The organism is Nostocoides veronense (genome assembly GCF_039531185.1).
Classification (GTDB): Bacteria; Actinomycetota; Actinomycetes; order Actinomycetales; family Dermatophilaceae; genus Nostocoides_A; species Nostocoides_A veronense.
In genome coordinates this window covers 1-22,704 of sequence record NZ_BAAAPO010000022.1, presented here as the reverse complement: position 1 = coordinate 22,704, position 22,704 = coordinate 1, and the positions used below count along the sequence as shown (strand labels likewise).

General features: G+C 67.9%; 18 protein-coding genes. 8 read left to right on the top strand and 10 right to left on the bottom strand.

Annotated elements, in window-relative coordinates; translation table 11 throughout:
• Window positions 1-15: 15 nt before the first annotated feature.
• The gene (locus ABD225_RS06835) at window positions 16-1,038 is read right to left on the bottom strand and encodes a LacI family DNA-binding transcriptional regulator (RefSeq protein ID WP_344082820.1); all 1,023 of its coding nucleotides are present in this window, start codon (window positions 1,036-1,038) and stop codon (window positions 16-18) included.
• Between the two features lie 179 nt (window positions 1,039-1,217).
• Here ABD225_RS06835 and ABD225_RS06830 point away from each other — a divergent pair, with 179 nt between their 5' ends.
• The 3 genes from ABD225_RS06830 (at window position 1,218) to dxs (ending at window position 5,671) form a co-directional block, all read left to right on the top strand.
• Window positions 1,218-3,278: an MGH1-like glycoside hydrolase domain-containing protein gene (locus tag ABD225_RS06830; RefSeq protein ID WP_344082818.1), complete on the top strand. Its 2,061-nt coding sequence runs from the start codon at window positions 1,218-1,220 to the stop codon at window positions 3,276-3,278.
• A gap of 5 nt (window positions 3,279-3,283) precedes the next feature.
• Entirely contained in the window at window positions 3,284-3,664 is a 381-nt protein-coding gene (locus ABD225_RS06825; protein WP_344082816.1) for a hypothetical protein, read from the top strand.
• A 144-nt stretch (window positions 3,665-3,808) separates the two neighbouring features.
• On the top strand, window positions 3,809-5,671 hold the full coding sequence (gene dxs / locus ABD225_RS06820) for a 1-deoxy-D-xylulose-5-phosphate synthase (RefSeq protein WP_344082814.1): 1,863 nt from the start codon (window positions 3,809-3,811) through the stop codon (window positions 5,669-5,671).
• A 6-nt stretch (window positions 5,672-5,677) separates the two neighbouring features.
• Here the strand turns inward: dxs and ABD225_RS06815 are convergent, their stop codons facing one another.
• The 6 genes from ABD225_RS06815 to ABD225_RS06790 all read right to left on the bottom strand — a co-directional run bounded on the left by ABD225_RS06815 (window position 5,678) and on the right by ABD225_RS06790 (window position 14,750).
• Window positions 5,678-7,648 (bottom strand): PhoX family protein, encoded by a 1,971-nt coding sequence (locus ABD225_RS06815; RefSeq protein ID WP_344082812.1) that lies wholly within the window; start codon window positions 7,646-7,648, stop codon window positions 5,678-5,680.
• A 171-nt stretch (window positions 7,649-7,819) separates the two neighbouring features.
• Window positions 7,820-9,352 carry a helix-turn-helix domain-containing protein gene (locus tag ABD225_RS06810; RefSeq protein WP_344082810.1) on the bottom strand — a complete coding sequence of 511 codons (1,533 nt, stop codon included), beginning with the start codon at window positions 9,350-9,352 and terminating at the stop codon, window positions 7,820-7,822.
• 190 nt (window positions 9,353-9,542) lie between these two features.
• Entirely contained in the window at window positions 9,543-11,630 is a 2,088-nt protein-coding gene (locus tag ABD225_RS06805; protein WP_344082808.1) for a 3-hydroxyacyl-CoA dehydrogenase NAD-binding domain-containing protein, read from the bottom strand.
• Between the two features lie 3 nt (window positions 11,631-11,633).
• Entirely contained in the window at window positions 11,634-12,845 is a 1,212-nt protein-coding gene (locus ABD225_RS06800; protein ID WP_344082806.1) for a thiolase family protein, read from the bottom strand.
• A 110-nt stretch (window positions 12,846-12,955) separates the two neighbouring features.
• Window positions 12,956-14,155 (bottom strand): ribonuclease D, encoded by a 1,200-nt coding sequence (locus ABD225_RS06795; RefSeq protein ID WP_344082804.1) that lies wholly within the window; start codon window positions 14,153-14,155, stop codon window positions 12,956-12,958.
• A gap of 10 nt (window positions 14,156-14,165) precedes the next feature.
• Window positions 14,166-14,750, bottom strand: a complete 585-nt coding sequence (locus tag ABD225_RS06790) for a DUF3000 domain-containing protein (protein ID WP_344082802.1) — start codon at window positions 14,748-14,750, stop codon at window positions 14,166-14,168.
• Window positions 14,751-14,835: 85 nt separating this feature from the next.
• Here ABD225_RS06790 and ABD225_RS06785 point away from each other — a divergent pair, with 85 nt between their 5' ends.
• Both ABD225_RS06785 and hemE read left to right on the top strand, forming a co-directional pair.
• Entirely contained in the window at window positions 14,836-15,669 is an 834-nt protein-coding gene (locus ABD225_RS06785; protein ID WP_344082800.1) for a DMT family transporter, read from the top strand.
• A 22-nt stretch (window positions 15,670-15,691) separates the two neighbouring features.
• Window positions 15,692-16,747, top strand: coding sequence for a uroporphyrinogen decarboxylase (hemE, locus tag ABD225_RS06780; RefSeq protein WP_344082798.1), 1,056 nt, complete (start codon window positions 15,692-15,694; stop codon window positions 16,745-16,747).
• A 14-nt stretch (window positions 16,748-16,761) separates the two neighbouring features.
• Here hemE and ABD225_RS06775 read toward each other — a convergent pair whose 3' ends face one another.
• Entirely contained in the window at window positions 16,762-17,724 is a 963-nt protein-coding gene (locus ABD225_RS06775) for a DUF4349 domain-containing protein (protein ID WP_344082796.1), read from the bottom strand.
• 93 nt (window positions 17,725-17,817) lie between these two features.
• Here ABD225_RS06775 and ABD225_RS06770 point away from each other — a divergent pair, with 93 nt between their 5' ends.
• Window positions 17,818-18,162: an NAD(P)-binding protein gene (locus ABD225_RS06770; protein ID WP_344082794.1), complete on the top strand. Its 345-nt coding sequence runs from the start codon at window positions 17,818-17,820 to the stop codon at window positions 18,160-18,162.
• A gap of 96 nt (window positions 18,163-18,258) precedes the next feature.
• Here ABD225_RS06770 and ABD225_RS06765 read toward each other — a convergent pair whose 3' ends face one another.
• Both ABD225_RS06765 and ABD225_RS06760 read right to left on the bottom strand, forming a co-directional pair.
• Complete coding sequence (locus tag ABD225_RS06765) at window positions 18,259-19,866, bottom strand: alanine/glycine:cation symporter family protein (RefSeq protein ID WP_344082792.1); 1,608 nt, start codon at window positions 19,864-19,866, stop codon at window positions 18,259-18,261.
• Entirely contained in the window at window positions 19,866-20,297 is a 432-nt protein-coding gene (locus ABD225_RS06760; RefSeq protein ID WP_344082790.1) for a universal stress protein, read from the bottom strand. The genes ABD225_RS06765 and ABD225_RS06760 overlap by 1 nt, the downstream gene beginning before the upstream one ends.
• A gap of 115 nt (window positions 20,298-20,412) precedes the next feature.
• On the opposite strand from ABD225_RS06760, the gene hemG reads away from it, so the two are divergent.
• Both hemG and hemQ read left to right on the top strand, forming a co-directional pair.
• Complete coding sequence (gene hemG / locus ABD225_RS06755; RefSeq protein WP_344082788.1) at window positions 20,413-21,789, top strand: protoporphyrinogen oxidase; 1,377 nt, start codon at window positions 20,413-20,415, stop codon at window positions 21,787-21,789.
• 4 nt (window positions 21,790-21,793) lie between these two features.
• Complete coding sequence (gene hemQ, locus ABD225_RS06750) at window positions 21,794-22,510, top strand: hydrogen peroxide-dependent heme synthase (protein ID WP_344082786.1); 717 nt, start codon at window positions 21,794-21,796, stop codon at window positions 22,508-22,510.
• Window positions 22,511-22,704: the final 194 nt, after the last annotated feature.

The following is a 22,704-nucleotide window of genomic DNA, read 5'->3' as shown; positions in this document are numbered from 1 at the left end:
GCGGATCCGCGAGCCTCAGCTCGCGCGGGCGGTGCTGCCACGGACCACGAGGGTGGGTCTGAACAGGACCCCTTCGACCGGTGGCGGCGCGCCGGCCAAGCGGGAGTGGACGATGGCGAGCAGGTGATCGGCGATCTCCTGCAGCGGCTGCGTCACGCTTGAGAAGCCGGCGATCTCCGAGATCGCGGAGTCGTCGAAGCCGCAGATGCCGATATCGCGTCCGAGCGTCCAGCCGCGCACCGCAGCCTCCCGCTCGACGCCGAGGGCGAGCATGTCCGAGGCGCACACCACGGCGCCACCGCGGCCGATCTGATCCAGAAGTGGGCCGGCCGCTGCTCGTGCCGAGGTGAGATCTTGCTCGGCTATGGCGCGCGGCATCGACCGGTGACCGGCGCGCTCCACCGCCCAAGCCCACCCATTGCGGCGGTCGTCGCCGACGGCGGAGCCGTCGGGCCAGCCGAGGTAGCCGACCACGTCATACCCGGCCGCGAGGCAGTGCTCGGTCGCCAATCGTGTGCCGTGGGCACCGTCCACATCGGCCCACGAGGTCAACTCGGGTCGACCCCAGAAGCGGCCGAAGGCGGCATACGGGATTCGGGCCTGATCCAGGAAGGGCAGCCGGGGGTCACCGGCGTGCGTGTCCGCGAGAATGAAGGCGTCCACCAGCAGGCTGCGCACCATGTCTTCGTAGCCGCTCAGGGCCGGGCGGGCGCTCTGGGTGCCGAAGGTGACGATATGGCTGCCGTGGGTCACGGCCCGCTCGCTCAGGGCGAGCACGAAGGGGAAGGCGACGGCATTCTGCAGCGCGGACCCGGTGGCATTGAGTTCAAAGCCGACGGCGCCTGTGCGCTGAGATCGCAGGCTCTGGGCGGCATTGGAGGGGCGGTAGCCCAGCTCATCAATGACCTTGCGGACCCGCTCCAGCGTGGGCGGCCGGACGCGCTCGGGATGGATGAGGGTGTTGCTGACCGTCTGTCGCGAAACGCCAGCGGCATCGGCAACTTCACGGATGGTTACACGACTCGCGGCATCCGACATCCCGACCTCCTCGTCACCCTTGACGTGCTCGCTACGCTACTGCGATTGTGTGTTGAACGGTCTAGAGCGAAAAACTTTTGGTTTGCGCCCCTTTTTGAACGATCAGATTTGAAACTGTGGACCATCGTGATGGTCCTGTCAACCTTTGGCAGCACCGAATCGGAAGGCAAGGTCAAATCGTGTCCACACCGCACGGACGGCAGCCATGGCTGCACGACCGGCAGATCGCCGTGCACGGCAATGCCACGCTGCTCGGGGGCCCGGATGGCGCGATAGGCGCTGCGGGCACCGGACTACTGGTCGACGATCGATTGGTGCTGGACCGGCTCGCGTGGTCGCTCGATGGCGAGCCGCCGACGGTCATCGCGGCGACATCCCAGGGCGCTCGCACCTCCCTGTGGGCGTCCGCGCGCAATCTCGGCCACGACGGCCCGGACCCAACGGTCGAGGTGCACATCACGCGGACGGTTGTCGCGGGCGGGGCGCTGGAGAGCCTGACCTTTGTCTCGCGAGCGACCCAGGACGTTGCCTTCACGGCGCGTCTGTCCGTCGGGGCAGCGGGGGCCGAGCTGGCTCATGTCAAGGGCGGCTATGACCGTCCGGCACCGCCGGCGGTGACCGCGACGGCGGACGGTGGCGAGTGGACCGATGAACGGCATGCGACAAACGTGGCTGGTGCGCCCGCTCCTGCCCGGATCAAGGTCGAGGGTTCGATTCTGACGATGGATTGGGATCTGGTTCTCTCCCAAGGTGTTCCGGTGATGATCGAGGTGTCAATCGGCACTGAACGCACGGCACCGTCGCGCTTTGACGCGGATCCGGCGGCGGATCGTGTGGACTGGTCCGGTATTGCGGTGACGGCCGGGGACCGACGGCTCGAGGCCCTCGTCACGGGCGGCCTCGCCGACCTGCGAAACCTGCTGCTGACCGACCCGGATGCCCCCGAGGACTTCTTCGCGGCGGCCGGAACTCCTTGGTATCTCACGCTTTTCGGCCGTGACTCGCTATGGACGGCCCGCATGATGTTGCCGGTCGACCTCGAGTTGGCGGGTGGAACCTTGCGTGCGCTGGCTCGGCGCCAGGGCAACGCGGTCGACGTCGACACGGCTGAGGAGCCCGGCAAGATTCTCCACGAGGTGCGACGCACGACCTATGTCGATGCGGGACATGGGATGCAGCTCCCGCCCGTCTATTACGGCAGTGTCGATGCGACGGCTCTATGGGTTCTTCTCCTGCACGATGCGTGGCGAACAGGCTTGCCGGAGAACGAGATTCGTGATCTGCTCCCCAATCTCCAGGCCGCGATGACCTGGCTGCAGGGTGCCGCCGACAATGGCACCGGTTTGCTGCGATATGTCGATGCCTCCGGCCATGGGCTCGCGAATCAAGGCTGGAAAGACTCCGGTGACTCGATGCGCCATCGGGATGGTTCGATCGCCCCGGCTCCCATCGCCTTGGTCGAGGCCCAGGCGTATGCCGTCGAGGCGGCCCGCGGTGCAGCTGAGGTCTATGTGGCCTTCGGCCTCGACGGCGCCGATGCGCTGCGCGACTGGGCGACGTCGTTGACGGAGCGCATCCGCGACCGCTATTGGGTCAGCGACACCGACGGTCCCTACCTCGCCATGGCTATCGATGGCGACGGCCAGCCGGTCGATGCGGTGGGCAGCAATATGGGTCACGTCCTGGGGACCGGAGTGCTCGACGGTGATGAAGCCGATCGCACGGTCGAACGACTACTCTCACCGGATCTGTTGGGGGAGTTCGGTATTGGCACGATGGGGCGGTCCAATCCGGCATACAACCCGATCGGATATCACACCGGCTCGGTGTGGACGCACGACAGCGCGATCATCCTGCTCGGGATGGCCCGGGAAGGCCGAGCAAGCGATGGTGCGCCCATTGCGCGCGGCCTGGTGGACTGCGCTGCCGCCCTGTCCTACCGGGCGCCCGAATTGCTCGCGGGGGAGTCGGTGGCGGGTGCCCCCGCGCCATACCCCGCCTCCTGCCGGCCACAGGCCTGGGCCGCGGCATCCGCCATCGCGATCGTGACGGCCGTGCTCGGCCTGGACGTCGACGTGCCGGGCCGGCGGGTTCGGCTCGCGCCGATGCGCCCGGCGCCGTTCGGACCGCTGCGGGTGACGGGTCTGCGCTTCGGCAGACACCGCTTCACCGTGGAGGTCGACGGGGCGAAGGTCGGTCTGTCGGGCCTCCCGGATGGCGTCGAGGTCGATATACACTAGAACGTGTGTTCGACAAGCGTCCTCAGGTCGGCCCGCCGGGCTGGCCCGGCGCTGTGCCACCACCGGGCGTTGCGGGCTGGGAAGTTCCCGCCGTGTCCTGGCTGCTCGATCACTGCCCGGCCGACTATCGGCTGTATGCCGGCTGGCGCCGCCACCCGGTCGCGCTGGCCTGGCTGACCGAGCGGCATGTCCAGGCGCAACTTGTGGCGATGCGTCAGGCATACCGCGAGGCTCGGGTGGAGATGAGCGATTATGTTCCGCCGGAGGGCATTTCGGAGTTGATGGCGGGTCTGGAGCACGAGGGGGTGCGCCTGTTGGCCGCGGCCCGGGGTGCCAAGTTGATCCATGAGGCGCTGCAGGGCAAGACCTTCGTCGCCAAGTTGTGAGGCGCGCAGGAGTGTGCGCATTCGGTGTCGATTGGCGCGGCCGACCCAGGAGCGCACAGAAATGCCGGTGACCAGCGCGTAAACTTAGGTGGTTCCGGCGCCCGTCAGTGCGCCTCGACAATCTCGGAAGGACCGGCCCATCCCGTGAGTTTGCTGGACCACATCACCGGACCGGCCTCGGTCAAGGCGCTCCCGGCAGAGCAATTGCCCCAACTCGCGCAGGAGATCCGCGACTTTCTCATCCAATCCGTTTCGAAGACCGGCGGACATCTCGGCCCCAATCTCGGCGTTGTGGAGTTGACGATCGCCTTGCACCGCGTCTTCGACAGCCCGCGCGATGCGATTGTCTTTGACACCGGCCACCAGTCCTATGTGCACAAGATCCTCACCGGCCGACACGATTTCTCTGGATTGCGTTCTCGCGGAGGGCTTTCCGGCTACCCGAGCCGCGTCGAGTCCGAGCATGATGTCGTCGAAAATTCGCATGCCTCCACCTCGCTGTCCTGGGCGCACGGCATCGCCAAAGGCCGGGTGCTGGCGGGGCAGGGCTCACGGCATACGGCAGCGGTGATCGGCGACGGCGCGCTGACCGGGGGGATGGCCTGGGAGGCGCTGAACAATATTGCCGCCGACAAGAGCCTGCCTTTGGTGCTCATCGTCAATGACAACGAGCGGTCCTATGCGCCGACCATCGGCGGAATGGCGGAGCATCTCGCGACGCTGCGCACGACCCAGGGTTATGAGACGTTCCTGGAGTGGGGCAAGACGACGCTGCGCCGCGCCCCGGTGGTTGGCGGCCCGATGGAGCGGGCCCTGCACGGGGTCAAGAAGGGCATCAAGGATGTCATTGCGCCGCAAGGACTTTTCGAGGATCTCGGCCTGAAATACATCGGTCCGGTCGATGGGCACGACACCGTCGCGCTGGAGAGTGCGCTGCGTCGCGCCAAATCCTTTGGTGGCCCGGTGCTGGTGCATGTCCTCACCCAGAAGGGCCGCGGCTACGAACCGGCGCGTGCCGATGAGGCCGATCAGTTCCACGCTGTCGGCGTCATCAACCCCGAAACCGGTCTGCCGTTCGAAGTGGCCGGCCGGATCTGGACCGATGAGTTCGCCGAAGAGATGGTTCGCCTTGGGCGCGAACGCCGGGACATCGTTGCCGTGACGGCGGCCATGACCCTCCCGGTGGGTCTTGGTCCCTTTGGCGAGGCCTTTCCGGACCGGCTGATCGATGTCGGGATCGCCGAACAGCACGCGTTGACGATGGCGTCCGGTCTGGCGTTCGCGGGGCTGCACCCGGTTGTTGCCGTCTATGCGACCTTCCTCAATCGCGCCTTCGACCAATTGCTGATGGACGCGGCCCTGCACAAGGCAGGCGTGACCGTCGTCCTCGACCGGGCCGGCGTGACCGGACCAGATGGCGCCTCGCATCACGGCATGTGGGATATGACGATCTGCGGCGCGATCCCCGGGCTGCGGCTCAACGCCCCACGAGATGGCGCCACTGTGCGCCGAGCCCTGCGGGAAGCGGTGGACGTCGACGACGCGCCGACCGTCATTCGCTTCCCCAAGGGCAATGTCGCGGCGCCACTGGAGCCCGTGCGCATCGTCGAGGGGCTCGACATCATGGCCGATCACACCGATGGCGGTGCGGTCGAGCAACTCATCATCGGCGTCGGGTCGATGGTGCCGACGGCGATCACTGTTGCGGAAAAGCTTGCGGCAGAAGGGGTTCGGACCCTAGTCGTCGACCCGCGCTGGGTGATCCCCGTGGCGCCGGAGCTCGTAGCGTTGGCCGCTACGGCTGGCCGGGTCGCGGTCATCGAAGACAATCTCGTCATCGGTGGCGTGGGCTCGCAGGTGGCCACCGCGGTGCGAGCGGCGGGCCACGCGGTCCCGGTGATGAGCTTCGGCATACCCCGGGAATTTCTGGATCACGCGAGCCGGGGCCAGGTCCTCGATGCGATCGGCCTGACCCCGGACGCGATCACTGCCGCCCTGCGTCCCTGATCGGGCTCAGCGCCGCGTCACCTGGATGACCGACGGGCGAGGGCCGGCGAAGACGCCCGAGCCATAGTCCGGGAAGTGCGACTGCGGGGCCTCCCACGAACCGCCCTCGCCCGGGTGCTGCACGGCGACGAAGACCGAGCCATCCCGATCGTGGATGACCGGCCCACAGGTCTCCGCGCCGGCTGGCACGGACAGGAACTGTCGGACCCGGCCGCGCAGCGGCCCCGCCACCTCGACGCAGTGCAGGGCGTCATCCAATCCGATCGCGCTGGGCTGGCCGTCGGTGGAGATCCACAGATTGCCGCGGCTGTCGAAGGCGAGATTGTCGGGGCACGAAATGGGCGAGACCGGGCCGGTGTGACCACCGAAATATGTTCCGGCAGAGGACTGGTCGCCACAGATCAGGAACAGGTTCCAGCGGAAGCGCGTGCCGGTGTGGGCGCCGCCTATCTCCGTGATCTCGACGATATGCCCGTCCTTGTTAGCGGGGCGAGGGTTGGCCTCATCGATCCCCGGCAGGCCGGTCGCACCGCGCTTGGAGTTGTTGGTGCACGCGACATAGATGCGGCCGGACTTCGGGCTCGGCTGCACATCCTCAGGACGGTCCATCGGCGTCGCCGCGACCTTGTCCGCGGCCAGTCGGGTGTAGACGAGAACCTCGTCGATCGTCATACCCGGGACCATGGAACGGCCGCCGCGGGTGAGCGGGATCCAGATGCCGGTCCCGTCATTGATGCCATCTTCGAGACCATCGCCGGTGAAGCGTGCGACGAAGAGGTCACCCGCGCTCAACAGGCGCTTGTTTGCTGCGCGTGCGGCAGCGGTGCCCGAGCCGTCGAAGGTGCCCTTGGAGACGAACTTGTAGAGATAGTCGAAGCGCTCGTCATCGCCCATGTAGGCCACGGCCTTGCCGGTCGCCGCGTCGATGGTGATATTGGCGCCCTCGTGCTTGAAGCGGCCCATGGCCGTGTGCTTCACCGGCGTTGAGCGCGGGTTCTCCGGGTCGATTTCCACCACCCAGCCGAAACGGTTGGGCTCGTTGCGGTATGCCGAGCCGGTCGCGTCGAAACGCGGGTCCACCGTGCGCCAACCCCGCTCGTCGCCGTCCGGGCCGAGGCCGTAGCGGGCCTCGCGCTCGTCGCCGGTGCACAGGAAATATTGGTTGAAGTTCTCCTCGCCCGAGACGATCGTGCCCCACGGCGTCGTGCCACCAGAACAATTGTTGAGCGTCCCGAGGGCTCGGCGACCGGTGGTGTCCGCGGCGGTCTTCAGCAGCTCGGAGCCGGCGGCCGGACCGTCGAGCGTGAAGGGCGTGGTGGCCGTGATGCGGCGATTGCGGCGCCCACCCACGACATACGACCAGCGCTTGCCGGCGCCGCTGCGCCGCAACTCCACGGGCGAGAAGCCGTGCGCGGCCATCGCCGTGCGGGCCACTAGAGCGGGGTCGGCGTCCGGGGCGAACATGATGTTCTCGTTGGTGTACTCGTGATTGGCGACCAGCACGCCGCGCGTGGTGCTGCCGCGATCGGGCAGGACGTCGAGGTAGTCGCAGTTGTAGCCGAACTGCTGCTCTTGAGCGGCTGGATCTGTCCCAGCGGCCGTCAGGTTGGGGGCGCCGACGAAGAGCGGATCGCCCCAGCGCACGATGGGATCCCAGCGGTAGCCAGCGGGCACCCGGACCTGATCGATGTCAGCCGTGGCGGGGGCGATCGCGCCGAACGTCAGGTTGTTTCCGGTGGCAGCGGCGGCCTCGGATTCGGACAGCGTCGCGGCCGCGACGGACAGCACCAAGGCGCCGCCAAGGGCGGAGCGGCGAGACAGCGCCCCCGCGGCGACGTCACGGAAGCTCGGCGCCCCGCTCTGGTTGGGGATGGGTTTGGCGCAGGCATCGCCGCAGCGCAGATGGCAGGTAACGGGATTGCGGTTGCCGTGCGTGATGCCAAGCATGGGCAGCGTCCGGATGGGCCCCTGGGTCATGATCTCTCCTCGCGTCATGGTGTTGCCCAGGTCGTGACGGCCGGGCGCGGACACCGTCCCAAGCCGGCACTGACCATTCGGGGAACGCGAGGTGGACGTGCGGAGAGCGTTCGGCAAAACCATCGCCGCCCTGGATCCTTCAGGGGACGCAGGGCGGCGACTAACGAGCTCTCAGATGTCGCGGAAAGTCTCGACGCGGGCGCCGAGCTTGTTGAGCCGCTCGGCGAGGTCTTCGTAGCCGCGGTTGATGACATAGACATTGCGCAGCACCGAGGTGCCGGGCGCCGCGAGCATGGCGAGCAGGACGACGACCCCGGGGCGCAGCGCAGGCGGGCAGACGACCTCAGCCGCGCGCCACTTCGGCGTCGGGCCCTCGATCATCACGCGATGCGGGTCGAGGAGCTGAACGCGCGCGCCGACCTTGGTCAGTTCGGTGAGATAGATGGCGCGGTTTTCGTAAACCCAGTCGTGGATCATCGTCGTGCCCTCGGCCTTCGCGGCGATGAGCGCGAAGAAGGGCAGGTTGTCGATATTGAGTCCGGGGAAAGGCATCGGGTGGATCTTGTCCGCCGGCGCCTTGAGCGGGCCAGGGATTGTGGTCAGGTCCACGAGACGGGTATGACCGTTAGCCGAGACATACTCCGGGGAGAGGTCGTACTGCATACCCATCGTCTCGAGGGTGGCCAACTCGATCTCGAGGAACTCGATCGGCACCCGGCGGATGGTGATCGCGGAGTCGGTGACGACCGCCGCGGCGAGCAGGCTCATGGCCTCGATCGGGTCTTCGGAGGGCTGGTAATCGACATCGACGTCGATGTGCTCCACGCCGGTGACCGTCAAGGTCGTGGTGCCGATGCCCTCGATGCCGACCCCGAGGCGCTGCAGGAAGAAGCAGAGGTCCTGGACCATGTAGTTGGACGAGGCATTGCGCACGACGGTGACGCCGGGGTGGCGGGCGGCCGCGAGCAGGACATTCTCGGTGACGGTGTCGCCGCGCTCGGTGAGGATGATGGGCTTGCCCGGGCCTTCACCAACACGGACGGATGCCTCATAAAATCCTTGTGTCGCAAGCACATTCAGGCCGAAGTGGCGCAGCGCGATCAGGTGGGGCTCGACGGTGCGGGTGCCGAGATCGCAGCCCCCGGCATACGGCAGCTGGAAGTGGTCGAGCTCGTGGAGCAGCGGGCCGAGGAACATGATGACCGTGCGGGTGCGACGGGCGGCCTCGATGTCGATGGCGTCGAGGTCCAGCGTTGCCGGCGGGATGATTTCGAGGTCGCTGGTGCCGGGCAGCCACCGGGTCTTGACGCCGATGGAGCCGAGGACCTCGATGATCCGGTTGACCTCTTCGATGCGCGCGAGGCTGCGCAAGGTGGTGCGGCCCTTGTTGAGCAGCGCCGCGCAGAGCAGCGCAACGGCGGCATTCTTCGAGGTCTTGACGTCGATCTCGCCCGACAGCTTGCGGCCGCCTTCGACGCGAAGGTGTTGTGGTTGCGAGTGCCCGAGCGAGACGAACTCGCTGTTGAGGGCATCGCCGATGCGGGCGAGCATCTCCAGGCTGAGGTTCTGCCCACCTTGCTCGATACGCGCCACGGCGCTTTGGCTGGTGCCGAGTTGCTCCGCAAGGTCGGTCTGCGTCATCCCCTGGTGACGTCGTGCGTCGCGGATGAGATTGCCGATACGGGCCAAGTAGTCCTCTGACATAAGCCACCATGGTACCTCACATGTGAGATACCCGCGCCCCCGACACGGCGGCGGAGGTCACTTTCCCGCCCATTGCCGGAACGTGACATGTCATGGGAGACAACATGGACATACGCAACGGTAATGATCCGTTGCGTACGTCCATGTTTCGGCAATGGGCGGGAAAGTGGCAGCCCAGCCTTGCCGGCCCTCAGCGGCGGACGTCGGCGGCGCCGGGGGGCAGGAAGCGGGCGCCGTTGACCTTCTCGGAGATGCCCTCGCGGTCGAGCAGCGGGGTGATGCCGCCATTCCAGAACTGGAAGCCGGCGCCGGTGATCAGGGCCAGGTCGATGTCCATCGGCGCCTGGGCGACGCCTTCCTTGAGCATCAGGCCGACCTCCTCGGCGATGGCCGACAGGACTCGGTCCTTGACCTCATCCGCCGTGAGCGCCACCGGATTCTCCGGGGCAATCTGCACGCTGGGGTCGTATGCCGTCTTCTTCGCCTCCACGAGCGCGCGGACGCTGGGGGAGACATAGAAGCGGTCGCCGAAGGCCCGGTGCAGAGTCTCGGAGTTGTGCAGCGCAATCGCCGGACCGACGAGGCCGAGCAGGACGAAGGGCGGCATCGGCGCGAGACCGGCAACGCCCTGATCCGCGACGGCGGACGGCGTCCCCTCGTCCACGATCCGGCTGTAATCGCCCATGAAACGGCCGAGGATCCGGTTGACGATGAAGCTCGCGGAGTCCTTCACGAGGATGGTCGTCTTCTTCAGGCCCTTGCCGACGGCGAAAGCCGTTGCGAGAGCTGCATCATCGGTCTTCTCACCGGGGATGATCTCCAGCAGCGGCATCACGGCCACCGGGTTGAAGAAGTGGAAACCGACGACCCGCTCGGGGTGCTCCAGATCGGCCGCCATCTCGGTCAGCGACAGCGAGGAGGTATTGGAGGCCAGCACGCACTCAGGGGTGACGATCTGCTCCAGCTCGGCGAAGACCCGCTTCTTGACCGACATCTCCTCGAAGACGGCCTCGATGACGAAGTCCGCATCCGCCATACCCGCCTTGTCCGTCGTCCCGGTGACCAGCGCGGTCAGCTTGTTGACCCCGTCCTGGCTCACCCGGCCCTTGGCCTGCAGGTCGGCGATCTGTCCCCGGACGTATGCCAGCCCCTTGTCCACGCGCTCTTGGTCCAGGTCGGTCATGACGACCGGGACCTCGAGACGCTGCGCGAAGAGCAGCGCGAGCTGGCCTGCCATCAGGCCCGCGCCGACGACACCGACCTTGGTGACAGGTCGAGCAAGCGCCTTGTCGGGTGCGCCGGCCGGACGCTTGGCACGCTTCTGAATCAGGTCAAAGGCATACAGACCAGCGCGCAACTGGTCGCCCATGAGCAGATCGGCCAGCGCCTCGTCCTCCCCGGCGAAGCCGTCTTCGCGGGAGGAGGTCCGTGCACCGCGCAGCAACTCCAGCGCGCGATAGGGCGCGGGCGACTTGCCGCCGGTCTTGACGTCGACGAGGGCCTTGGCCATGTCGATCGCCATATTCCAGGCGGCTTCGTCCTTGTCGACGGCGGCGCGCTCGACGGCGGTGGCACCGGTCAGCACCGACGCCGCCCAGCCGAGCGATTCCTCGAGGAAGTCCGCGGGGGCGAACATCGCGTCCGCGATCCCGAGCTTGAAGGCCTGCGGTCCCTTGAGCATCTTGTTCATGTTCAAGGGGTTTTCAATGATGACCTGCAGGGCCGAGCGGATGCCGACGAGATTCGGCAGCAGGTAGCAGCCGCCCCATCCGGGCACCAGGCCAAGGAAGCACTCCGGCAGCGCGAGCGCCGGAACGCCGGCCGAGATCGTGCGGTAATCACACGACAACGCAATCTCGACGCCACCGCCCATCGCCGCGCCATTGATGAAGGCGAAGGTCGGCACCGGCAGGTCCATGATGTCGGCGAAGACGGCGTGCCCGGCCCGCGCGATATCGAGCGCCTGCTGGCGCTCGGTCACGAAGGGCACGCCGGTCAGGTCGGCGCCGACGGCGAAGATGAAGGGCTTGCCGGTGATGCCAACGGCTTGGATCTGACCGGCCTCGGCGCGAGCGCGCAGGGCGGTCACCACCTCGGCGAGGCCGGCGATCGTCGCCGGGCCGAAGGTGTTGGGCTTGGTGTGGTCAAAGCCGTTGTCGAGCGTGATCAGGGCCAGGACCCCGGCGCCGTGCGGCAGGGTGATGTCCTGAACCAGAGCGTTCGTGACGACCTCATCGGGGAAGTCGGCCTTCGCGGCCTCGGTGAGCGTGGCGGTCATACCTCAGCCCTCCTTTCCATAGTCGGCGTGGTGCGGGTTCTCCCAGATGACGGCGCCGCCCATGCCAAGGCCGATGCACATGGCGGTCATGCCGTAACGCACCTGCGGCTGCTCCGCGAACTGCGCCGCGAGCTGGTTCATCAGGCGCACGCCAGAGGAGGCGAGCGGGTGACCGGTGGCGATGGCACCGCCATACGGATTGACCCGCGGGTCGTCGTCGGCGATGCCGAAGTGGTCGAGGAAGGCCAGCACCTGGACGGCGAACGCCTCGTTGAGCTCGAAGAGCCCGATGTCCTCGATGCGCAGCCCGGCCTTGGCCAGCGCCTTCTCGGCGGCGGGCACCGGCCCGATGCCCATAACCTCCGGCTCGACGCCGACGAAGGCGAACTCCACCAGGCGCATCTTGATCGGCAGGCCGAGTTCCTTCGCGGTCGCCTCGGCCGCCAGCACGCATGCGGTGGCGCCGTCATTGAGACCGGCGGCATTGCCGGCGGTCACGCGGCCGTGCGCGCGGAAGGGCGCCTTGAGCGCGCCGAGGTCCTCGATCGTCGTGCCGGGGCGCGGCGGCTCGTCCTGCACCGCCAGGCCATAGCCCTTCGCCGCGCTGCGCGTCGCGACCGAGACGAGGTCGGGTTGGATCTTGCCCTCGGCGTATGCCGCGGCGAGCTTGTCCTGAGAGGCAACGGCATATGCGTCGCTGCGCTCCTTGGTCAGCTGCGGGAAGCGGTCGTGGAGGTTCTCGGCGGTTTTGCCCATGACGAGGGCCGACGGGTCGACGAGCTGCTCGGCGACGATGCGCGGGTTGGGGTCGACGCCCTCGCCCATCGGGTGACGCCCCATGTGCTCCACGCCGCCAGCGATGGCGACATCGATCGCGCCGAAAGCGATCTGACCGGCTGTCGAGGCGACCGCCGTCATCGCGCCGGCGCACATCCGATCGATGGAGTAACCCGGCGTCGACTTGGGCAGGCCAGAGAGCAGCGCAGCGGTGCGACCGAGCGTCAAACCCTGGTCACCGATCTGGGTGGTCGCGGCGATCGCCACCTCCTCCACCTTCTCCGGGGGCAGGTTGGGGTTGCGGCGCATCAACTCGCGGATGCACTTGATGACCAGATCGTCGGCCCGGGTCTCGGCATACAGACCCTTCGGGCCGGCCTTGCCGAACGGGGTCCGGACGCCGTCGACAAAGACGACCTCTCGCAGGCTGCGCGGCATACTGCCTCCTTGCACTGGGTTTCGGCCCGAGCCGGAACCGGCTGGGCGAGGTTGAGGCCAACTCTAACTAAGCGATCGCTTAGCGCGGGCTTCGTCGGTCGTGAGTCGGCTCACGCCGTGGCAACGGCGAACGCCTCGGCGAGCATCGGCGCGACGATCCCGCGCTGCCAGGGGCGCACACCATATGCCGCGAGCCCGGCATCGAACGCCTCGATCGCCGGCGCCCCGGCCGGCGGGGTCCAGATCACCCGGCGGAGTGGCTCGGGAGAGCAGACATTCTCGACGGGGATGGTGTGCTCCTCGGCGAACTGGGTGAGCGCGGCGCGCGTGTGCGTCAGCCGGGCCGCGGCGAGCGGGTTCTTGTCCGGCCACGAGCGCGGGGGTGGCGGACCGTCCGCGGCCTGGCTCACCGGCGGCAGGTCGCGCTCGGGCAGTTTGGCGGCGCGATCGAGCGCGGCGAGCCATTCGCGCTGGTAGCGCTGGATGGAGCGGCCGCCCGGTGGCAGCGTGCCAGGCTCGGTCAGCGCGTGCTGCGCCATCGCGACCAGCAGGGTGTCGGGGATGAGGCGCCCGGTCGCGATATCGCGATCCGCGGCAAGGCGATCACGGGCGTACCAGAGCTCGCGGACCATCGCGACACCGCGGGCGCCTTTGACCTTGTGCAGGCCCGAGGTGCGCCGCCATGGATCGACGCGCGTGTTCGGCGTCCAGGACAACAGGGCGTCGAATTCCTCTCTCGCCCATTCGGATTTGCCGCTCATCGCCAGGTCGACACCCATCAGATTGCGGATCTCGCCCAGCACCTCAACGTCGAGGGCGGCATACCGCAGCCAGGCCGTCGGCAGCGGACGCTGCGACCAGTCGGCCGCCGAGTGTTCCTTGGCGAGAACCAGCCCGAGATAGTGCTCCACGACGGCGGCCAGGCCAACGCGGGGCAGGCCCAGCAGGCGCGCGGCCAGTTCGGTATCGAACAGTTGACGGGGGCGTAGACCCACTTCGGCGAGGCAGGCGAGATCTTGGGTCGCGGCGTGCAAGATCCACTCGGCGCCACCGATGGCCTGATCCAGCGGCGTGAGATCAGGCACCGCGATGGGGTCGACGAGAAAGGACCCGGAGCCATCGCGGCGCAACTGCACGAGATACGCGCGCTGGCTATAGCGGAAACCGGACGCGCGCTCCGCGTCGAGTGAGACCGGGCCCGAGCCCGCGGCAATCCGCTCTGCGGCCTCGTCCAGGGCACGTTCGGAATCAATGACCTCGGGCAGCCCGTCGGCTGGGTGCTCCAGAGGTATGCCGGACGTCTCGGTCATTCGTCGACCTTCAGCGCCGGCGTCCGGGGAACGCGACGACACCTTCCGGGAGTGGGGGCAGGCCGGCGATCGTGCACAGCACATCGCACCACGCGCGCAGGTGCTCGCCCGGGTCGTCGTCGAGGGGGGTCCACGAGGCTCGCACTTCGACTTCCACGGTGGCCGGCCGGTCGCTCATCGAGCCGAAGCTCTCGGAGATGACGCGCGTGACGGTGCCCGCGGCGCCGACATAGTCCAGATCGTGCTCGGCCAAGGCCTCCTCGAGCCAGGTCCAGCCCACTTCACCGAGCAGCGGATCGGCGCCGAACTCCGGCTCCAAGTCGGCGCGCGCGAAGGTGACGGCGCGCCAGGCCCCGCCCCACGGTTCGGGACACGACGGATCGTGCAAGAGGACGAATCGGCCGGAGGCCAACTCTTCCTCGCCCGAGGGATCGGCGAGGACATCCGCGGTCAGGGCCACGGCATACGGAGCAATCCGGCTGGGGGCCGGCACCTCGGTGAGCCGCAGTTCAGGGCGCAAAGCCGCCGCGTGCAGCGACGCAAGCGCGCGGGAGAAGTCCTCGGAGGCGCTTTGGCTGACGGTGCGGGTGGCCACCTGTGCAGCGTATGCGCAGGCAGGGCGCCGCGGCTGGCATTGCCACGTGCTTCGCCGCTCGTGTCCCGGCTTCTAAGGTGTCAAAGTGTTCAGCCTGCTCGCGCTCGCGTCCTCACTCGTCTGGGGGACCTCGGACTTCCTCGCCGGAGTCAAAGCCAAGTCGCTGGCTGCTGCCGCCATCGTCGGCTGGTCGCAGGCTGTGGCGCTCGTGGTGATGACGATCGCGGTGCTCCTGCGCTCGCCGCACTTCGCGGATGGACCGTGGTGGGTATGGTCTGGGGTGGCGGGAATGTCGGGATCGAGCGCCCTGATCTGTTTCTATGCCGCCCTCTCGACCGGGTCGATGGGCGTCGTGGCGCCGATCGCGTCGTTGGGGGTGCTCGTTCCTGTCACGCTCGGGGTGCTGGAAGGGGAGCAGCCCGGGTCGGTGACCTGGCTCGGCATCCTTGTGGCGATCATCGGGGTGCTTCTCGCGTCCGGGCCCGAACTCGACGGGTCGGTCTCGCGGCGTCCGGTGGCGCTCGCGGTGGCGGCCGGGACTGGCTTCGGGGTGACTTTGTACTCGGTCGACCGGGGCAGCGGCTACTCCGTGATCAACACCATGTGGGGTATGCGGTTGACCTCGGTGATCCTGTTCGCGTGCGCCGCCTTGGTGCTCCGGAAGACCGGGGGAGTGGGGCGGGGCGATGCCCCGATGCTCGTCGTCATCGGCCTGGCCGACCTGCTGGCGAATGTGCTCTATGGACTCGCGTCCTCCCGTGGGCTGGTGTCGGTCGCGAGTGTCCTCGGCTCGCTCTATCCGGTGGTTACCTCGGCGCTCGCGTATGTCGTTCTGCACGAACGGCTTCGGCGCGTCCAGGTGGTGGGAGCGGCGACGACGGTCGCGGGGGTGGTGCTGATCGCGGCGGGGTCCGGATGAGCGGACGACATACGATCGCCGCGTGAGTGTCCCCGCTGGCTCCCCGTCCCTGACCGCTGATTCGCCGCTGGTGCGGGCTGCGCGAGGGTTGCCGACTCCGCATACCCCCGTGTGGTTCATGCGGCAGGCGGGGCGCTCGCTGCCGGAATACCGCGCGGTGCGCGAGGGCATCGCGATGCTCGACAGTTGCCGGCGGCCAGACTTGGTCGCGGAGATCACGATGCAACCGGTTCGGCGGCACGGGGTTGACGCGGCAATTTTCTTCTCCGACATCGTGGTTCCGGTCGCGGCGGCGGGGCTGGCCATCGAGATCGTGCCCGGTGTCGGGCCGGTCGTCGCTGAGCCGATCCGGACCTGGGCCGATCTCCACCGACTGCCGGAACTGACTGCTGATGCGATCCCGGACATCGCGGAGTCGGTCGGGTTGCTGGTCGCGGAGTTGGGTTCGACGCCGCTGATCGGTTTTGCTGGGGCGCCCTTCACGCTGGCGAGCTATCTCGTGGAGGGTGGCCCCAGCCGCAACCACCTGAAGACCAAGGCGCTGATGCATGGCGATCCAGACTTGTGGAATGCCTTGTGCGCCAGGCTCGCTCAGATTTCGCGGACCTTCTTGGAGGTCCAGATCCGCGCTGGCGCGAGTGCGGTGCAACTCTTCGACAGCTGGGCTGGGGCGTTGTCGTTGGCGGACTACGAGACCTTCGTGCGCCCGCACTCGGCGTCGGTGTTGAGCGCTGTCGGCGAGTTGGGCGTGCCGCGGATCCACTTCGGGGTCGGGACCGGCGAGTTGCTGTCGTCGATGTCGACGGCGGGAGCTGACGTGATCGGTGTCGACTACCGCGTCGCCTTGCCAGACGCCATCGAGCGCACGGGCAAATCCTTTGCGGTGCAAGGGAATTTGGACCCGGCGCTATTGTTCGCGCCCTGGGAGGCGACCGAGCGGGCGGTCCGGCGGATCCTCGCCGAGGGCCGCGCGGCGCCCGGTCACATCTTCAACCTCGGCCATGGCGTCCTGCCCGAAACCGACCCCGACGTCCTCACCCGCGTGGTCGCGCTCGTGCACGAGGCCTCCGCCGCCTAGCAGGAGGGCCGCGGCTAGGCGCTGGGCTCGGGGGCCGGGTTCGCGGTGGGTGTGCGGCGCTCGCGCAGGAATCGACGGATCAGCAGCCACAGCGGCCAGGCGACCAGCCCCGCGAAAAGCGCGAACGGCAGCAGCGCACCGATCACCGTCATCAACCCGACCAGCGAGCCCACGAAGGCGGTCCACCCAGCGGCCAAGCCGCCGAGGAAGCCCTCCTTCGGGCTGGACAGACCTTCGACAAGTTCCTCCTGCGTTGTGAGGTTGATGGTGACCGGGGATCGTGAGGTCTCGCGGTCGAGTTGCTGCAGGCGCGCCTCGACCGCCTCGAGTTCCGTTTGGCGAGAGGACAGTTCGCGCTCTAGGCGAACGAGTTGCTCCATATCCTTGGTCGAGTCCATCAAGTCCTGGATGCGTGCCACGGACCGCTTCATGGACTCGACGCGGGCCCGGGTGTCGACGAACTCCGCCGTGACGTTCTCGGTCTCGCTGCGCCGGTCGAGCACCTGCCCGATCTTCTGCAGTTCGTCGAGCGTGGCGTCCAATTTGTCGGTCGGCACCGAGATGCTGATTGCCGCATAAGTGTCGGGCGTGACGCCCTCGGCGCCTCCGTCGCGGTAGGAGCCGACATTCTCCGTGAGGATGTAGCCACCGGCGGTCGCATTGATCGCCCGAACCTTGTCCACGGCCTCGTTGATGCTGCGCACCTTCAGCGACAGGGTCGCATTGCGCGCGAGTTTCTGGTCCTCGACGGCCACCGCCACGGGCGCAACCGTCGTGCCCCGCTTCGCGGGATCGACGGCAGCTGATGCTGCGTCCTGCGCCACGTCACCTGCGGAGGCCGACGACGTCGCGGCATACCCGCCCGCTACTGAACTTGTGCTGCCACCGCTGCAGCCGGCCAGGGTCACGGCGCAGGCCGCTGTGACGACGGCGAGGGCGGCTCGCGCGGACGGGGTTCGACGGGTGATGGATGACATGGCCACTCCTTGCGGGCGTCGTCGCGGGCTGGATACGGGCTGCGACGCCCCCTCGGTGGCAGCGGTTCCGGCCGGCCCGCATAGGTTTGCGGGGTGTACCGGATCGTTATCGTCGGCGGCGGCCTTGCCGGCTTGGCTGCCGCCTGGGAGTTGACCTCGACACCTGGAGTCGCGGTCACCGTCCTGGAATCAACCGACCGGGTCGGCGGGAAATTGCGACAGGAGATCATCGGCGGCCACCTCGTCGACGTCGGCGCCGAATCGATGCTCGCCACCCGGCCAGAAGCGCGAGCCCTGATCGCGGAGATCGGCGCGGGCCACCTAATCGTCGCGCCCGCCACGATCGCGGACCGGGCGACCGGTGCGGCGGAGAAGTTCGCGGATGCCGGGCTGGAGTACCGGCACGGCTTCGGTCTCGAGGACCTCGGCCTGGCCTGACCTGGAGCCAGGCACTGGCCTGGACGAGCGGACGCGCTGAGGACCCGACGGTGATCCGTCGGGCCCTCAGCGGTCCTTCGTCCAGGGCCTGGCGGCTCAGTGCCGGTCGGCGAACTCCTTGATCCCGCCGGAGGCCAGACGTGCCCGGTAGTGCGAGAACTCGCGCCGGATCACGTTGCGCAGCAGGTAGAGACCGATGAGGTTGGGGATGCTCATCATGAAGATCATCGAGTCCGAGAAGTCGATGACCGAGCCGAGGCTGGCGACCGAACCCAGGACGGTGAAGCCGAGGAAGATGACCTTGAAGACGTTCTCCGCGAGGGCGTTGTCACCGAACAGGTACCCGGTGGCCTTCATGCCGTAGTACGACCAGCTGATCATGGTCGAGAAGGCGAAGAGCACCACCGCGACCGCGAGGACCTTCGGGAACCACGGCAGGACCGTGGCGAAGGCGTTCGAGGTCAGGGCCACACCGCCGAGTTCGGACGCAGCGGGGTCAAGGTAGGCCTTGGTGATGATGATCGTCAGCGCCGTCATCGTGCAGATGACGATGGTGTCGATGAACGGCTCGAGCAGCGCCACGAAGCCCTCGGTGGCGGGCTCCTTGGTGCGCACCGCGGAGTGGGCGACCGAGGCAGAACCCAGACCGGCCTCGTTGGAGAACGCCGCCCGCTGGAAGCCGACGATGAGGGCACCGATGATGCCTCCCGCCGCGCCCTCGCCGGTGAACGCGCCGTCGAGGATCGCCCCGAAGGCCGCCGGGATCTCCCCGAAGTTGCCGAGGAGGACGATGAGGCACGCGCCGAGGTAGAGGATCGCCATGAACGGCACGATCTTCTCGGTGACCTTGGCGATGCTCTTGATGCCACCGATGATCACCGCGCCGACGGCGGCTGCGAACAGCAGACCCATGATCCACGTGTTGCGACCGAGGAAGCTCTCCTCGCCGCCGACCTGGCTGACGATCTGGGCGGTGGCCTGGTTGGACTGGAACATGTTGCCGCCACCGACCGCGCCACCGATCATGCAGACCGCGAAGAACGCGGCCAGACCCTTGCCCAGACCCGGCTTGCCGAGGTCCTTCACGGCATCCCTCAGGTAGTACATCGGGCCACCGGAGACCGTGCCGTCAGCGTGCTCCTGGCGGTACTTGACGCCGAGCATGCACTCAGCCGCCTTCAGGCTCATGCCGAGGAAACCCGCGACGATCATCCAGAACGTCGCGCCGGGACCGCCGATGGCGATGGCGATGGCGACACCGGCGATGTTGCCGAGACCGACGGTACCCGACACGGCCGTGGCGAGCGCCTGGAAGTGCGACACCTCGCCGGCGTCGTTGGGGTCGGAGTACTTGCCGCGCACGAGGTCGATCGCGTGCTTGAAGCCGCGCACGTTGATGAAGCCGAGCCAGATCGTGAAGAAGATCGCGGCCGTGATGAGCCAGATGACGACGATGCGGATCGTGTACTCACCGTTGGCGGACGGACCGTAGAAGACCAGACCGGTGATCCACCCCGACACCTTGTCGAACAGCGTGGCGTCCGGTGCGAACTCGGGTACCGGGCTCGGGAAGGTGATCGGCTTCGGTGAGAGCGCGAAGATGATGACGTAGAAGGCGGCGACGACCGCGCCGATGATGCCGAGGGTCTTGGTGGCCGATCCCATTTCCGGGGTCTTGCTGTCGCGCATGGTGTTCTCTCCCATCACGGCACCACCGTCACGGGAACGCTGGCGTGCTGAGCCAGGCGGTTGGCCACGCTGCCGAAGACGGCGTCGCGCAGCCCCGAGTCGCCGGTGCGGCCGACGATGATGTGCACGGCGTGGGCCTCCGCGCTGATGTCGAGCAACGTCTCGGACGCCTTGCCGTGGCGCACGATCTCCTCGTGGGGCACCCCGCCCCGCTCGCAGATCTCGACCATCGGCGCGATGACCTGTTCGGTCGCGGCCTCGAGTTCACGCTGCCGTTCACGGTGCCGGTGTTCGTTCTCGCTGGCGGTCTGGAAGGAGAACGGTGTCCAGGGGATCACGTGGACGAGGACGATCTTCCAGTGGTTCTTCTGGGCTCGATCAACGGCGAACTCCACCGCGCGGGTGGAGGCCTCACTGTTGTCGACGCCGACGACGATGGTGTCCATGGGAGGGCCTATCTGTCGGTGCGGACTGGTCAGGTCCAATGCAGGCTAACGCAGTATGACGACGGACACACCTGCTGGCAATTGCGGTTCCGGCCGGCCCGCATAGGTTTGCGGGGTGTACCGGATCGTTATCGTCGGCGGCGGCCTTGCCGGCTTGGCTGCCGCCTGGGAGTTGACCTCGACACCTGGAGTCGCGGTCACCGTCCTGGAATCAACCGACCGGGTCGGCGGGAAATTGCGACAGGAGATCATCGGCGGCCACCTCGTCGACGTCGGCGCCGAATCGATGCTCGCCACCCGGCCAGAAGCGCGAGCCCTGATCGCGGAGATCGGCGCGGGCCACCTGATCGTCGCGCCCGCCACGACCGCGGCCTGCGTATGGTCGCGCGGTGCCCTCCACCCGATGCCGCCGCGATCGCTCATGGGCATCCCACGTCAACCCGCCGAGGCCGCCGGCATCCTCTCGCCGGACGAAGTGGCGCAGGTGGCGGCATACCAGCCCCTCCCGCCGCTGACTGGCGACACGAGCGTGGGTGACTATCTCGCTGCCGCCTTCGGTCCGGCCCTCGTGGATCGGCTCGTCGAGCCGTTGCTGGGCGGGGTGTATGCCGGCCAGTCGCGCCAACTCTCCCTCGCCGCTGCCCTCCCCACCATCTTCGCGAAAGCCGTTGCCGGAGAGTCGATTTTGCCCCCCGCAGAGGGGGCGCAGCCGCCCGTTGGCTCGCCATTCCTCGGCCTGACCGGTGGCGTTGGAACCCTGCCCACGCTGCTTGCGGACGCCATTCGAGAGCGCGAGGGAGTCATCAGAACAGGTGTCACCGTTCGCGCGCTCGGCCGCATCGCGGCCGGATGGCGCCTGACCTGTGGCCCGGTGCCCGAGCCCGAGGTGATCGAGGCCGATGCGATCCTCATCGCGACGCCGCCGCCGTCGGCCCGCCGACTGCTCGCTCCGCACGCTCCCGACGCGGCGCAGGTGCTCGCCGGGATCGGCCTCACGTCAATGGCGGTCGCGACTTTCGCCGTGCGCTCCGACGAGTGGCCTCCCGCGCCCGGCTCCGGCTTCCTGGTGCCGCCCATCGAGGGGCGCGCGATCAAGGCCAGCACCTTCAGCAGCGCGAAGTGGGGGTGGCTCGCCGAGACCATCCCTGACCTCACCTATGTGCGCGCATCGCTGGGGCGCGCGGGCGAGGAGGCAATGCTGCAGCGATCGGATCGCGAGTTGCTCGATTTCGCGTGGCGTGATCTCGGCGACATCCTCGGTGCCGATCTGCCGAGCCCGATCGCCACTCATGTCCAGCGGTGGGGCGGCGGACTGCCACAGTATGCCGTGGGTCATCTCGACCGAATCGCCCTGCTGCGCAAAGAGATCGACGAGCTGCCCGGGGTGGAGGTGGCGGGGGCGGCATACGAAGGGGTCGGCATACCCGCGGTGATCGGGGGTGCGCGGGCCGCTGCCCAGCGCCTGCTCGGCGCCGCCGGGTTGAGAGACTGAGGCCATGACCCGCCCCATCCCCGCCAAACCCACGCCCGCGCGCATGCGCGAGATCAACGACACGATCCGCTACGCGATGTGGTCGGTCTTTGCGGTCGAGACCCGGCTCGGGGAGGCCGACCGGGCGGCATACGCCGACGAGGTGGAGGCGCTCTTCGCGGCCCTCGCAGCCGAGGGGGTGGTCGTGCGGGGCGTGTATGACGTGGCTGGCCTGCGCGCGGACGCCGACCTGATGATCTGGTGGCATGCGGAGCAGCCGGAGGCGCTGCAATCGGCATACCAGCGCTTCCTGCGCACGGGGCTCGGCGGCCACCTGAAGCCGGTGTGGTCGCAGCTCGCACTGCACCGGCCGGCGGAGTTCAACAAGAGCCACATCCCGGCCTTCCTCGCCGACGAGAATGCTCGGGCGTATGTCTGTGTCTATCCGTTCGTGCGGTCCTACGACTGGTACGTCCTTGAGGATGGCGAGCGCCGCGACATGTTGCGCGAACACGGGCAGATGGCCCGCGACTATCCCGATGTGCGCGCCAACACGATCTCGTCCTTCGCGCTGGGAGACTACGAGTGGATCCTGGCCTTCGAGGCCGATGATTTGCACCGCATCGTCGACCTGATGCGCGAGCTGCGTGCCTCCCGCGCCCGTCTCCACGTGCGCGAGGAAACCCCCTTCTACACCGGCCCCCGCGTCACCCTCCCCGCCGCCGTGGCCGCGCTGCGGTAGTTGCTCATTTCTCTCCGGATGCCGAAAGTGTGCGGTTGACCCTGCTTTAGAGCAGGGGGTAAGCGCAGACTTCCCGGGGTTAGGCGAGGCGGCACCTGCGTTTTCCCCAGGCCCTGGCGCCCAAAACGGCTCTTCTAACTTGAGCGGGCACGCCGGGCGTTCGCGGTGACGCGGAAGGGCCCGTGACCTCGGTG